The 14,832-nt window shown below is 28.8% G+C and carries 12 protein-coding genes; 3 read left to right on the top strand and 9 right to left on the bottom strand.

The annotated features are described in order from the left end of the window. The first annotated feature begins 79 nt into the window (after positions 1 to 79). A complete protein-coding gene (locus tag Bamer462_RS01235; protein ID WP_500837887.1) occupies positions 80 to 1,237 on the top strand; it encodes an MFS transporter in 1,158 nt (385 codons plus the stop codon). A 334-nt stretch (positions 1,238 to 1,571) separates the two neighbouring features. Here the strand turns inward: Bamer462_RS01235 and thiI are convergent, their stop codons facing one another. After that, positions 1,572 to 3,026 carry a tRNA uracil 4-sulfurtransferase ThiI gene (gene thiI / locus Bamer462_RS01230; protein WP_500837886.1) on the bottom strand — a complete coding sequence of 485 codons (1,455 nt, stop codon included), beginning with the start codon at positions 3,024 to 3,026 and terminating at the stop codon, positions 1,572 to 1,574. A 302-nt stretch (positions 3,027 to 3,328) separates the two neighbouring features. On the opposite strand from thiI, the gene ispA reads away from it, so the two are divergent. Continuing rightward, entirely contained in the window at positions 3,329 to 4,243 is a 915-nt protein-coding gene (gene ispA, locus Bamer462_RS01225; protein WP_500837885.1) for a (2E,6E)-farnesyl diphosphate synthase, read from the top strand. Between the two features lie 31 nt (positions 4,244 to 4,274). Beyond that, positions 4,275 to 6,092 (top strand): 1-deoxy-D-xylulose-5-phosphate synthase, encoded by a 1,818-nt coding sequence (dxs, locus tag Bamer462_RS01220; protein ID WP_500837884.1) that lies wholly within the window; start codon positions 4,275 to 4,277, stop codon positions 6,090 to 6,092. A gap of 24 nt (positions 6,093 to 6,116) precedes the next feature. Here the strand turns inward: dxs and Bamer462_RS01215 are convergent, their stop codons facing one another. The 8 genes from Bamer462_RS01215 to tgt all read right to left on the bottom strand — a co-directional run bounded on the left by Bamer462_RS01215 (position 6,117) and on the right by tgt (position 13,755). Continuing rightward, a complete protein-coding gene (locus Bamer462_RS01215) occupies positions 6,117 to 6,590 on the bottom strand; it encodes a phosphatidylglycerophosphatase A family protein (RefSeq protein ID WP_500837883.1) in 474 nt (157 codons plus the stop codon). Positions 6,591 to 6,690: 100 nt separating this feature from the next. After that, complete coding sequence (gene nusB / locus Bamer462_RS01210; protein ID WP_500837882.1) at positions 6,691 to 7,128, bottom strand: transcription antitermination factor NusB; 438 nt, start codon at positions 7,126 to 7,128, stop codon at positions 6,691 to 6,693. A gap of 31 nt (positions 7,129 to 7,159) precedes the next feature. Continuing rightward, positions 7,160 to 7,630, bottom strand: a complete 471-nt coding sequence (gene ribH / locus Bamer462_RS01205; RefSeq protein ID WP_500837881.1) for a 6,7-dimethyl-8-ribityllumazine synthase — start codon at positions 7,628 to 7,630, stop codon at positions 7,160 to 7,162. A 100-nt stretch (positions 7,631 to 7,730) separates the two neighbouring features. After that, positions 7,731 to 8,873, bottom strand: a complete 1,143-nt coding sequence (gene ribD / locus Bamer462_RS01200; RefSeq protein ID WP_500837880.1) for a bifunctional diaminohydroxyphosphoribosylaminopyrimidine deaminase/5-amino-6-(5-phosphoribosylamino)uracil reductase RibD — start codon at positions 8,871 to 8,873, stop codon at positions 7,731 to 7,733. A 471-nt stretch (positions 8,874 to 9,344) separates the two neighbouring features. Then, positions 9,345 to 10,280 (bottom strand): protein translocase subunit SecF, encoded by a 936-nt coding sequence (secF, locus tag Bamer462_RS01195; RefSeq protein WP_500837879.1) that lies wholly within the window; start codon positions 10,278 to 10,280, stop codon positions 9,345 to 9,347. Between the two features lie 56 nt (positions 10,281 to 10,336). Next, positions 10,337 to 12,196, bottom strand: coding sequence for a protein translocase subunit SecD (secD, locus tag Bamer462_RS01190; RefSeq protein ID WP_500837878.1), 1,860 nt, complete (start codon positions 12,194 to 12,196; stop codon positions 10,337 to 10,339). 34 nt (positions 12,197 to 12,230) lie between these two features. Beyond that, on the bottom strand, positions 12,231 to 12,578 hold the full coding sequence (yajC, locus tag Bamer462_RS01185; RefSeq protein ID WP_500837877.1) for a preprotein translocase subunit YajC: 348 nt from the start codon (positions 12,576 to 12,578) through the stop codon (positions 12,231 to 12,233). A gap of 70 nt (positions 12,579 to 12,648) precedes the next feature. Then, a complete protein-coding gene (tgt, locus tag Bamer462_RS01180) occupies positions 12,649 to 13,755 on the bottom strand; it encodes a tRNA guanosine(34) transglycosylase Tgt (protein WP_500837876.1) in 1,107 nt (368 codons plus the stop codon). Positions 13,756 to 14,832 lie beyond the last annotated feature (1,077 nt).

Below are 14,832 nucleotides of genomic sequence, written 5' to 3'. Positions count from 1 at the left end.
TAAAATATTCATGTAATCATTACTTGTACGGTAGTACACTCAATATATTTTCAAAATATTTACACATTATAAAGAAATCATGACTAAAAAAGAATTACATTTTATACTGGGGCTCAGCATAATATTCGCATTTCGAATGGCCGGAATATTTATGATTCTACCCGTTTTAACTATTCACGCTACTTCCTTACAAGGAGTAAATGGTAGTTTGCTAGGTATAGCTATTGGAATATATGGTTTAATGCAGATAATTTTTCAATTACCGTTTGGATTAATGTCTGATAAAATTGGTTATAAATTTGTTATTATCATGGGGTTAGTTTTATTTGCTCTCGGCAGTGAGATAGCGGCAACTACCAATAATATTTGGGGGCTTATTATTGGGAGAGCTCTACAAGGATCAGGGGCTATTAGTAGCTCACTGATAGCTTTATTATTAAATTCAGTACAAGAACAACATCACATAAAAGCTATGGCTTCAATTGGAATGAGTTTTGGTGTAACTTTTGCTACTTCTATGATTTTCGGTCCAATTATTACTGATATGTTTGGATTACATGGATTATTTCATAGTATTACTATATTAGCTATATTAGCTATATTTTTAACCTATATTATTATACCGCCGATTCCTTCTAATACTAAAAAAAATAATGAAAATTTATTTATTATATTTCGCAATATTAAACAAATACTAACTCATACGCAACTAATAAAATTAAATGTTGGGATATTTTTTGTACATACTATTTTAATGTTAAATTTTTTTGCCTTACCTAAAGCAATAATTAACTTAGGATTCCCCCTTAGTATACATTGGAAAATTTATAGTATTATTATGATAATATCTGTAATCACAGTATTAATATATATTGTCTACTCCAAGGGTAAAAATTGCGCAAAAAAAACATTAATTGTTTGCATGAATACTTTATTTTTATCTGAATTAATTATGCTAACAAATATGCATTTGTGTATATTTTTATTTGGAATGCAATTATTTTTTATAGCATTCAGTTTAATAGAAACAATATTACCTACTTTGATTAGTAAAGAATCACCAAATAAATACAAAGGCACTACCATTAGTATTTATTCCATTGGTCAATTTTTAGGAGTAGGATTCGGAGGAACTTTAGGCGGATTTTTATTAGAAATAAAAGGAATATGGTTGGTTCTATTTTTTGCGTTAATTATATCTTCATTATGTATGGTTATCACCCATACACTACATTAATCATTTTTAATACGATGGAATTAGATTCATAATCAGAACAGAATCGCATGTACTATTACTAATACAACACATAAAATATTATGATAAATATCAAATAAACTGTGTTATTTCTTTTTACATCATCACCATAAATTTTTTTATGGTTATGTTAACTGTAATTAACAAATTAAAACCTACTTTTAGTATTAAAAATACTAAAAGTAATATTACAATCTCTACTACAAAATAGCATATTTTTATTAATAATTTATTCTTAAACTAAGTTAAACATGCTCACTATTAATTAAAATTTTTCTATTAAAATATTTTTTTATAACATAATAGAACCATAACATTAACGTATTGGTCGATAAATCTTTACATTACGGAATCCTTGTTTATATAAATACATCGCCTGTAATCGACTCATTATGCCATGATCACAATACAACAAATATATTTTGTTTGGATCTAATTCAGCAAATTGATCAATCAACTTATAAAAAGGTATTTTTTTTATTTCTATATCAATTAAATAAAGAGGATTTCTTTTTTGTTCAATTTCTGTACGTATATCTAATACTATATCATTGCAATTTAATATTTTTTTAGTTTCTACTTCATATAAATGTTGATTTATTATTTTTTCTGGAATATCTTGTACGTCTATTACATAAGATTGAGATATTGCTTGATCTAATATATTAAAATCAAAATTACTTTCTTCTAATTCGATGCGTTGTTTTGTTGTTTTTATAGTTGATTTTTTTGATATTATTCCGCAGTATTCCGGAACAGATTTTGAATATATTTCAGTACCTATTTTTCGAGCTAAATCGATAATTTTTTCTTTATCATAAGAAATCAAAGGACGCAATATTACACGATCAGATACGCTATTAATTAATGTTAAATTACTTAAAGTTTGACTAGATACCTGTCCTAGCGCTTCACCTGTTATTAATGCAGTAATTCTCCAACGATTAGCTATCAATGAAGCAGAACGTATCATCATACGTTTTAACACTACTCCTATTTGGTTATCTTTTATTTTAGAGATAATCTCTTTAATTACTTCTGAAAAATCAATAGAAATAAATTTTATTTTATGAGAACTACTAAATTTATTCCATAAAAAATATATCACTCTACATACTTCAATAGTATGCATAGTTCCGCCCAAATTAAAAAAACAATAATTAACTTTACATCCCCGACGGATTAACATATAGCTAGCAACAGCTGAATCAAATCCCCCTGAAATTAAAGATAAAAGCTCTTGTTGCGTACCTATCGGCAATCCTCCTAATCCTGCGCAACGCTTAATAACCACAAAAAGTTTATTATCCTTAATTTCCAAATTCACAGTATTATCAGGTTTTGTTAAATTAACCCTAAGATTACTTATGTTTTGACATAATTTATTCCCTAGATAACGTTCAGCTTCTTGAGAAGTAAAATCATGTTTACCCCGACGTTTAACTCGTACGCAAAAGCTTTTTCCTGATAATTTAAAATCATGATGCAGGCTAAATATAATTCTTTCATAAATATCTTGCAAAGAATTAAATATATTCTCTTTAACCAATAAAAAATGATGAATACCAGGAACATTCATTAAAATAGTATATATTTTTTGGTTATTGCTACATTCTATTTCAAGATAATCCCAATGACGTATAATTGATGCTAATTCATTATTTTTTTTGAAAATAGTTCTAATATTTTTAATAAGAATTTTTATGAAAAAAATTCGCACAGTACGACTTTTTATTGTAATTTCTGGTGAAAATTTAATGATTATTTTCATATACGTGTTTTAAACACTAACAAAACGCATGACAAACCACAATGCATTAAATATCTATTTAGACTAAATAAATATTACTATTTATAGTCAATTTCTTTATGTCAATGCGTGAAAATCATAATAAACTGTTTATATTGTATTATCATACATACATAATCAATATACAAATTTGTAAAATAATTATAATTATAATAGCATATGGATATTTTTATCGTATAATATCATTGATGTGTACGCGTGTCATTCAAATACACACTACTACATAGTACCTTGTTTTTATGGTACAGTAATAAGCCAAATTTATGATTAATTTTGTTAATAAGTTACGTAATAGTCATAAACAAGTGGATAACGCTATCAAACGTTATCTGTTTATGTTTCTCAAACAGGATACGTCTCTTCTTATGAAAGCAATACGTTATAGCGTTTTATTAGGAGGAAAGCGATTGAGGCCTTTTTTAGTTTATCAAACAGGAAAATTATTTGGCATCAGATCGTCCAATCTCAACGCTCCAGCCGCAGCTGTTGAATGCATGCATGCTTATTCTTTAATTCATGACGATTTACCTGTTATGGATAACGATAAATTGCGCAGAGGCCATCCTGCCTGTCATGTAAAGTTTGGTGAAGATATCGCTATTTTAGCAGGAAATGCTCTACATGCATTGGCTTTTACTATTCTTACAGAAGCTCATATGCCAACCATCCCAGATCGGGATCGTTTAAAAATGATAGCTACATTAGCCTCTGCCAGCGGGGCTAACGGAATGTGCTTAGGACAGTCTTTAGATCTGATCAATAAAAATAATAAAAATATATCAGCCACACAATTAGAAACTATATATCAATATAAAACAAGTTCATTAATCCGAGCTGCGGTTCGTATTGGAGCTTTAGCCGCTGGAAATAAAAGCTACGACGTATTAGCACATCTAGATCATTACGCCACAACTATAGGTTTAGCTTTTCAAATACAAGACGACATTATTGACATTTCACATGCATATAATAAAAAAGAAAAAAAAACGCATAGTATACAATCAAAATATGATGATACAAATACTTATCCCAAATCATTAGGATTAAGAACCGCTCGCACTAAAGCTCAAGATTTATATTGTGAGTCACTAACATCTTTAAAATACATTTCAAAATTAGGTTACAACATTAATACTTTATCCGAATTTTCACGTTATATCATTACACATAACAATTAATATTACGCATATAATATTAAATAAATTTAAAATGAACTGTAATTTAAATAAATATCCTCTATTAGGTTTAATCAATACTCCCAAAGAACTACGACAATTATCTGAAGATAATTTAATAGCATTATGTCATGAATTACGTCTATATCTTTTAACTAGTGTTAGCAGATCTAGTGGACATTTTGCGTCGGGATTAGGAACTATCGAACTGACTGTAGCATTGCATTATGTATATAATACTCCATTTGATTATTTAATTTGGGACGTTGGGCATCAAGCATATCCACATAAAATTCTTACGGGGAGACGTGAACGTATTTTTAGTATTAGACAGCGGAATGGATTACATCCATTCCCTTGTCGCGATGAAAGCGAATACGATGTATTATCAGTAGGACATTCTTCTACTTCTATTAGCGCAGGGTTAGGATTAGCAGTAGCCGCAGAACGAGAAATGTTAGGACGTCGAACAGTATGCGTGATAGGAGACGGGGCAATAACTGCTGGTATGGCTTTTGAAGCAATGAATCATGCTGGGTCTATGAAATCTGATTTATTAATTATTTTAAATGATAATGAAATGTCGATTTCAGAAAATGTAGGAGCATTAAATAATCATCATGCACATATTTTTTCAAAAAAAATATATTCCACTGTAAAATTAAATAATAATAACAAAATTGAAAATTTTAGCGCATCAAGTTCATTATTTTCACAACTTGGTTTTAATTATATTGGACCTATCAATGGGCATAATGTATTAGAATTAGTCTATACTTTAAAAAATATGCGCAATATGAAAGGCCCTCAATTTTTACATATTATTACTAAAAAAGGTTATGGATATAAACCTGCGGAAAAAGATCCCATTAAATGGCATGCAGTACCCAAATTTGACCCTAAAATCGGATCGTTACCTATAGAAAACCCTAAAAATACAACTTATTCTGCAATTTTTGGTGATTGGTTATGCCAAATTGCAGCTCATGACAATAAAATTATAGGGATTACGCCCGCGATGCGAGAAGGTTCTGGAATGAGTATGTTTTCTCAGAAAAACCCAAAACAATATTTCGATGTTGCGATTGCTGAACAACATGCTGTGACTTTTGCCGCTGGACTAGCTATAGCAGGTTATAAACCTGTTGTCGCTATTTACTCAACATTTTTACAACGTGCATATGATCAAGTAATTCATGATGTAGCAATTCAAAATTTACCCGTGCTATTTGCTGTCGATCGAGGAGGTATTGTGGGGGCAGATGGACAAACTCATCAAGGTGCTTTTGATTTATCATATTTACGTTGTATCCCAAATATGATTATCATGACTCCAAGCGATGCATATGAATGCAAACTTATGTTGTATACAGGATATCGCTATCGATATGGACCTAGTGTTGTACGTTATCCTAAAGGATATGCTGCGCCTGGCAATTCAAATGTAAACAAATTATATGTATTACCATTAAGTAAAGGTGTGATACGTCGTCAAGGCAATTATATCGCTATTCTTAATTTCGGAACTTTGTTGCAGTCAGCTTATAATGTTGCATCTGAATTAAATGCGACATTAGTAGATATGAGATTTGTTAAGCCATTAGATGAAAAATTAATAAAAAACCTTGCTAAAAATCATCAAGTTCTAATTACATTAGAAGAAAATACAATAATAGGTGGCGCAGGAAGCGGAGTAAATGAATTTGTCATGAAGAATAAGTTATCAATTCCTGTTTTAAATATTGGTTTACCCGATTTTTTTATTTCTCAAGGTTCACAATCAGAAATACTTTCTGATCTTGGATTAGATAGTATAGGCATTTATAGAAAAATTATAAAATGGATGCATTAAAACGCTATGCATAGCGTTTTAATGCTATAAAATCATTAAGATTAAAATAATGCAAGCTGACATAACTCCTGATAATACATCATCAATAATAATTCCAAATCCACCTTTTATTTTACGATCACACCAGGAAATTGGCCAAGGTTTTATTATATCTAATATTCTAAATAAAAAAAATGCGATAATTGTCCATGACCAACTATGTATCGGTACTATAATTAATGTAGTCCACATTCCAACAAATTCATCCCATACAATCGATTTATGATCATGGACGCCAATTATTTGATTAGCTTGATCGCAAAAAAATATACCTATCCCTATTGCAAAAATTAAGAACAAAAAATAAAACTGATATGAAAATAAATACATTAATATCCACCATATTGGTATTGCTAATAATGACGCTGCAGTCCCTACTGGTAACCAAGAAATTGGTCCTAACCCAAAACCAGTAGCAAATAAATACCATATTCGAGATAATTTCACATTTTTAATCATATTTAATCATATTAATATTGGTACACATCTATTAGTTTATTAATTAATGAAAAACAATTATTACACTTTTAAATTTAGTTTTTATTCTATAAAAAACATGTTATTTACTAATAGTATAATGATTTTTTTGAACACAAATTTGAGCAGCTACTTTATCTAGTACTCCATTAATAAACGTATGGCTTTTCTCAGCCCCAAAAATTTTTACAAGCTCAATTGCCTCATTAATAGCAACTTTATATGGTATATCACTACATTTAGTAAGCTCAAATAATGCAATGCGCAACACCGAATGTTCAATATAACCTAATTTTTCCAAACTTCTGGACAAATATGGTATCATTAATTTGTCCAGTTCTTCAGCACAACTTATTACTCCAACATATAATTCATGAAAATAGGAAATATTGAAACCTTGAATCTTTTGTTCTGTTATAATATAATTCTCTATTTCTTTAGCATTATTTTTAGATAATTGCCAGGAATACAACGCTTGTAATGCACACTCCCGAGCACGTCTTCTACTAATTTCTTTCACATCATTCCTTTTATAAACCTATATAAGACAACTATTTTTCAATCATTTTCAATAAATTAATCATTTCTAAAACAGCCAAAGCAGCATCTGATCCCTTATTGTTAGATTTAATACCTGAACGTTCTATAGCTTGACTAATATTATCTGTAGTAAGTAATCCGAATCCAATAGGTAAGGTATTTTCCATAGAAACATTAGATAAACCAGAGCTGCATTCTTTTGAGATAAATTCAAAATGAGCAGTAAGCCCACGAATAACTGTGCCTAAGGCTATTATTCCGTCATATTTACGACTCACAGCTAATGCCTTTGCGATTAATGGCAATTCATAAGCACCTGGGACCCAAATTATAGTTATATTTTCATCGTGTACATGCCCGATTCTCTTTAAAATATCTAAAGCCCCTTCAAGTAAATTATTATTAACAAAACGATTAAACCGAACAACAGCAATAGCAATTTTCGCTGTATTTGCAGTAATATCACTCTCAATAACTTTCATGATAATCCTTATTATTTAGCTACTATATAATTATACTATTCATATTTACAGATAAACATATTGTAATATACCATTAATACACTGAATAAATAAAATAATATCACATATCCTTTGGTATTAATCTTAAACGAATGTCTGGTCCAATATTTTTTATATCAATTAACTTAAAAGATTTACTATCATTAAGACATTTGATATTTGGTAAGAAACATAAAGGTCGTGCATCAGACCCTAAAAATTTTATAGCTTGGTATAAAACAAGTTCATCTACCAATCCAATATCTAGTAATATTCCTGAAAAAGTAGCTCCTGCTTCTACCCAAATATTATTAATTTCACGACATGCAAGATGCTGCATAAGTTCTTTTAAGTTAATTTGATAATGGCCATGGTAATTAATTGATGATAATAATAATTGTTCTACTGATGGGGGCCAATTTCGATGGTCTTTTTTTAAACGAGCAAGCAGAATTCTTCCTTCGCATCGTACTGTACGATGCGAAGGAAGAATTCTATTTGTACTATCAATAATAACACGCAATGGTTGTCTAATTTGATGATTAGCATAAATACGTTTCATCTTCTTTGAAAAACATGCCCGACGTACATTTAATTTTGGATTATCCGCTAAAACAGTACTAGCAGTAGAAAGAATAACATCACTTTCTGCGCGGAAATGTTGTACATCTTGACGTGATTGAATAGACGTAATCCATTTACTTTCTCCAGAAGACATAGCTGTTCTACCATCGAGAGATGCTGCTAATTTTAATTTAACCCATGGCAATCCAGTGCGTATGCGTTTAAGGAACCCTTGATTTATCAATTCAGCCTCAGGTAACATCAAGTTATGATGATGCACTTCAATACCTGCTTGCCTCAGCACATATAACCCGCGCCCTCTTGCGTAAAAATGAGGATCTAACATAGCTACAACAACGCGTCTAATTCCCGCATTAATCAATGCAGTAGTACAAGGAGGAGTACGCCCATAATGACTGCATGGTTCTAAAGTAATATAAGCAGTTGCTCCTTGTGATAAATTTCCAGCAACACGCAAAGCATTTATCTCAGCATGCGCTTCTCCAGCTCGTATATGATATCCTTCTCCTACGATTTTACTATTATGCACTATAACACACCCTACATTAGGATTCGGCATTGTGGTAAAACGTCCTTTCCGTGCTAATTGCAAAGCTCGTGTCAAAAATATTTTGTCGTGTGATATGATATTATCTGTCATAGCATCATGAAGTAGTGAAACTAAATATATTTTTATATGAACTGACTTTTATTATTAAAAACAACAATAATTTAATTCAATATTAAGAAAGTACTATTCTTTTAATCTATTAATCACATCATGATACTATAATTTATTTAGTGAATATTAAGATTACAATCATACATGCGATACTTATATAATATAAAATAATCACAGCTAATTCTTGATCGCAAGATAATATATTAAAGAACACTTGTTTATATGTTGTGATAATAATTTTTATTGATGATTATATTTATATATATTTAGCGTAATGCATGTATAACATTATTACGGATACAATTTATATTTATATTTAAAATATAATCATACATGTATTATAAACTGTATTTTGAAACACACTTATATAAGCAACAGCACCTACCAATTGCTACTATAACTGCAAAATGTTATTATACTTTCAGTGTTCATTAACTAAATATATAAATATTAGTAATAATATATTTTGTTTGGTTTATTTATTTTTATAAAATGATCACGTGCAGTACCAAATTGAAACGCTAAGATAGAGGCTATATATATAGAAGATACTGTGCCAATAATAGTACCAAATAATAAAGTTACTGCAAATCCGCGTAACATAGCCCCCCCGAAAATCAGTAATATTAACAATACTATAACAGTTGTCACCGAAGTTATGACAGTTCTGCTTAGTACTTGACTCAATGAAATATTAAATATATCTACAGATTTTACTCCGGATATACGACAAAAATTTTCTCGAATTCTATCAAAAATAACAATTTTATCATTAATAGAGTAACCGATTGCCGACATTAAAGCAGCGATAATAGTCGAATCTATTTTTGTAGAAAGTAAAGATAATACACCTATAATGATTATTATATCATGTATTAAAGATATAACCACTCCAGTTGCTAACCTCCATTCAAAACGAAGCGTTATATAGATTAAAATACATATTAATGCAACTAATAAAGCTATTACTCCTGTATTTATTAATTTACTACTAACACTCGGACCAATCCAATTCACTTGTTTAATAAAAAAATTTTGAACAATTCCTTGTCTTAAGACATGTATGATATTATTAATGATATTTTGATTGCCCTTGTTTTCATTAGGATCTAATGGTAATTGAATCATTATATTTTGAGAAGAACCAAAATGGTGTACTATAGGTTTTTTGAATCCTGATTGAACTAAAATATTGTAAATATTAGTAAGATCAATATCTTTTTCTACAACAATTTCAACTAACATACCTCCGGTAAATTCTAATCCCCAGTTAAAACCACGAGTTATTACAGTACAGCATGAGATCAAAAATAAAAATACAGACAAAAATAATACTGCGCGTTTCCATGCAAGAAAATCATAAATTTTATAACAAGTGTTATGCATTTTAAGAAATTTAATTAAAATGTATTAATTAATATATAGTTTAAAAACTTAAATAATTAAATAGATAACTTACTCATGCGTCTTTTTCCATAAACTAAATTAACAATAGCGCGAGTTCCAACAACAGATGTAAACATTGACGTCCCCACTCCAATAATAGTAGTAATAGAGAACCCTTTAATTGGTCCTGTACCAATTAAATATAATATAATAGAAGTAATAATAGTCGTAATATTTGCGTCTACAATACTAGTAAGTGCTTTGCGATATCCTGTATATATCGCATATTGTACTGGTTTACCTTGTTTTATTTCCTCTTTAATTCTTTCGTTGATTAATACGTTTGCATCTACAGCTACAGATAAAGTTAATATTATCCCTGCTATACTTGGCATAGTCAATACTATTCCTGGAATTACAGACATTGCACTGATTATAAGTACTAAATTAGCAATGAGGGCAACACTAGCGATTAATCCAAAATAACGATACCATAAAATCATAAAACATACAGAAGTTAATATCCCTAAAGCACATGCGGTAAATCCTTGCTCAATATTTTGTTTACCGAGCACAGGACCAATGACTCGTTCTTCTTCAACATAAATAGGTGTCACTAAAGTTCCCATACGTAATAACAACGCAAGATGACGCGCTTCATTAAAATTGCTAATACCAATAATACGAAAATTATTACTTAATTGAGATTGAATAGTAGCAATATTAATAACTTGTTCATATTTAGTGAATATAGTATGGCCTTTAAAATCCTTTTTTCCACTATCTTTGTATTCGACAAATAAAGTAGCTATTGATTTGCCAATATTATCTTTAGTAAAATTAGAAATTATGGTGCTACCTGTTTTATCTAAAGTAATATTTACCTGAGGACGATTGTATTCATCTAAACTAATACTAGAATTAACAATGTTATCTCCAGATAAAATTATCCGTTTATATAACGGCACCAAATATCCATTGTTACTTAATTTTATTTCAGAATCTTCTGGAATTAAATTATTATTTATTTCAAATTCGCTTATTGCTGAATTAATTAATCGAAATTCCAGACTTGCAGTTGTACCAAGTATCCCTTTAACTTTTTCAATATCTTGAAAGCCAGGCAATTCTATAATAATATGATCAGTTCCATGACGTTGTACTAATGGATCGGCAATTCCTAACTGGTGTATACGATGACGTAAAATAGTAGAGTTTTGCTGCATTGCATATTCACACATTGTGTATTTTTTTCTTTCAGAAAAAATCACATGTAGTTTGTTAGTTTCTATCTTATGTAAAATTAAATCATTATCTATTTTAGATAATGGTGCAATTGCTTTATTTCTATAATTAGAGTTTTGAAAATTAATTTCAATTCCGTGATTTTCAATTTTACATACTGTCATATAAGGAATTTTTTTTTCAAATAAAGTCGTTCTTAAAGAATCAATATATTGTGATTGTAATTTATCCAATATAGTTTCCGTATTTACGTGTATTATAAAATATATCCCACCGCACAAATCTAATCCTAATTTTATAGGCTTAGCTTTTATTACAGACAACCAATGCGGTATAGCCGGAGTAGTACAAAGGAAAATCTGATATTTTTTTGAAAAAATAGTTGATAATTTTTGATACGCCTGAAGTTGATCTTGTTCATACAAAAATTGTATCAAAATTTTATCTGATTGTAACGCAATAGACTTATTAATTATCTCTGCGCTTTCCAATATTTTTTTAATTTGACATAACACAATATTATCAAATTTTTGATGGACTGTTTCTGGAACACATTGAGTAATGTATATTGTAGGGTGATATCTATATAAACTTGGCAAAGCATAAATCATGCTAATAATAAATATTAACATAACTACAAGATACTTCCATAACGGATAATTATTTAACACCAGATTTGATCTCAAACTAGATAAAAATTATAAATTATAATACTTTCATAGTACCTTTAGGTAAAATAGCAGTAACGCAATCACGCTTAATTAATACTTCATTACCACTGCCATCATTCTTTTCATTCAGAATAATAAATATATAACCTGTTTCTGTAACTTTAACTACAAGACCCACTAATCCCCCATTAGTTAAAACTTCATCTCCTTTAGAGATAGAACTTAATAATTCTTTATGAATTTTATTACGTTTTTGTTGCGGTCTAAAAATCATAAAATAAAAAATTCCAGCAAATACTGTTAACATGATTACTAAGGAATATGGATTACCTTGAGAATTGGAATTGACGCTTGCCCAAGCAGCATTAATAAATATATTCATTTCTATTTCCCATTTATAGAATAGTTTTGTTGCTAGTATAATATAAAAATATTAAATTTATAAATTAGTGTTACATACAATCAACACGCTTATAAAAGACATCAATAAAATTTTGTAACGATTTCATTTTTATAGCTTGACGCAATGCCTCCATTAAACGTTGGTAATATCTTAAATTATGAATAGTATTTAAACGCACACCAAGAATTTCTTTACAACGATCTAAATGATGTAAATACGAACGACTATAATTCTGACAAGTATAACAATCACAGTTTTTATCTACTGGAGAAATGTCTTGTTTGTATTGTGCATTACGAATTTTAATTATTCCATCAGAAACAAACAAATATCCATTACGAGCATTGCGAGTTGGTATAACACAATCAAACATATCAACGCCCTGCCGCACAGCCTCTAACAAATCTTCTGGTTTTCCGGCACCCATTAAATAACGTGGTTTATTTTTAGGAATTATTTTACATATATGAGATAAAATACGATACATTTCTTTTTTTGGTTCACCTACTGATAATCCCCCTATCGCATATCCATCAAAACCAATATTGATTAATTCTTTTGCTGATATATCTCTTAAATCTTCATACATACCTCCTTGAATGATAGCAAACAACATATTTGAATTATATAATGTATTAAAATGTAAACGACTACGCTCAGCCCAATTTAAGGATATATTTACTGATTTTTTTACATCATTCCAAGTGGAAGGATAAGATATACATTCATCAAATATCATAACTATATCAGATTGAAAACCATGTTGAATTTCTATGGATTTCTCCGGGGTTAAAAACACAATCTGACCATCGATAGGACTTTTAAAGTATACTCCCTCTCTTGTAACCGTACACATTTTACTTAAACTAAATATCTGAAATCCCCCAGAATCTGTAATTATAGGACCCGTCCAATTCATGAATTTATGTAAGCTACCATGTAATTTTATGATATTTAAACCAGGACGTAACCATAAATGAAAAGTATTACTTAAAATAATTTGCGTTCCACTTCCCTCAATATCTTCTGAGGTTAACGCTTTTATCGATCCATAGGTTCCTACTGGCATAAAAGTAGGTGTCTCTACTATTCCTCGGTTACAAATAAGTTTACCAAGGCGAGCGTCGCCATCTGTTTGTAATAATTGAAATGGCATAACTTTATCCCAATTTAATAAATATGTTTATCATCAAATACAAATATAATAAGGAGCAACTATAAGTTTGCTATCATTTTAATTTGTGTTTATACATATTATGAATGAAAAATAATTTTCATAACTGTAAATCTATATCTATATAATATAGATTGTTATCTTGAATAAATACATGACAATATCTATATTTTTTATGACATAATTAATATTGATATAAAAAAATTAATAACCATATCGTTAAGGATATTTAATATACATTAATAAAATACAGATTTTTATACGCATCTAAAAAACAATTTGCAATAATTATGCTATTTTGATGCATATATATGCATTGATGCAATATTTAATAATTTTATAATAGTTGTTACAAATCAATTATTTGGTCGTATATTTTTTATATTTTCATGAATATTGTCTATAATTAAGATAAATATTTATATATATTTAGTTCATGTAATATGATATTTTTATTTTGATAATTTACATTAATTTAAAGTTAGTAAATCTATATGTAAAGTTACAAAAATCATTATTTTTTACATTACATAATTTACCCAATAAAATATTACCCAAAATATCATTCAGCTGTTAAAATATTTATTTGCATCTGGATACGAGCTGTAATTATCTAATATATATATGTTGTGTTTTATTATCTAATAATAATATATCAGATACTAATCCTATTGATTTATCAATTATATATATAAATACTTACCGATAACATTAAACTACATGGGTACTTATATATCAATATAACCAATATTTACATGAATAATATTCATTGATATCATTTTAATATCATTAAAAATACCATAAATCTTCTGGCTCTAATTTTTTTAGAAGATCTAAAGAATTGAATACATATATATCCATTTCCTTTACATCACATTGTCGTAATTGACACAAATTTATTTAACTCTAAATATCAAAAATTTCATCTTTGATCAAGATCAGTAAAAATATTAAATTTTTTAATCTATAATTTTATTCTGAAAACAAACACCCAAATAAATTGCATACAATACAACTCATGACAATTGGAATGCTAATAATAAAAAATGAAATTTTATT

The sequence above is a fragment of the Candidatus Blochmannia americanus (nom. nud.) genome (genome assembly GCF_059934915.1).
The sequence above is the reverse complement of the archived record's forward strand: the minus strand, read 5'-3'. Positions and strand labels throughout refer to the sequence as shown.

Bases quoted from the DNA above. Each gene is read 5' to 3' on its own strand.
- ispA (WP_500837885.1), top strand. From the start codon at position 3,329: ATGATTAATTTTGTTAATAAGTTACGTAATAGTCATAAACAAGTGGAT.
- dxs (WP_500837884.1), top strand. From the start codon at position 4,275: ATGAACTGTAATTTAAATAAATATCCTCTATTAGGTTTAATCAATACT.
- yajC (WP_500837877.1), bottom strand. From the start codon at position 12,578: ATGAATATATTTATTAATGCTGCTTGGGCAAGCGTCAATTCCAATTCT.
- tgt (WP_500837876.1), bottom strand. From the start codon at position 13,755: ATGCCATTTCAATTATTACAAACAGATGGCGACGCTCGCCTTGGTAAA.
- Bamer462_RS01215 (WP_500837883.1), bottom strand. From the start codon at position 6,590: ATGATTAAAAATGTGAAATTATCTCGAATATGGTATTTATTTGCTACT.
- ribH (WP_500837881.1), bottom strand. From the start codon at position 7,630: ATGAAAGTTATTGAGAGTGATATTACTGCAAATACAGCGAAAATTGCT.
- secF (WP_500837879.1), bottom strand. From the start codon at position 10,280: ATGCATAACACTTGTTATAAAATTTATGATTTTCTTGCATGGAAACGC.
- ribD (WP_500837880.1), bottom strand. From the start codon at position 8,873: ATGACAGATAATATCATATCACACGACAAAATATTTTTGACACGAGCT.
- Bamer462_RS01235 (WP_500837887.1), top strand. From the start codon at position 80: ATGACTAAAAAAGAATTACATTTTATACTGGGGCTCAGCATAATATTC.
- thiI (WP_500837886.1), bottom strand. From the start codon at position 3,026: ATGAAAATAATCATTAAATTTTCACCAGAAATTACAATAAAAAGTCGT.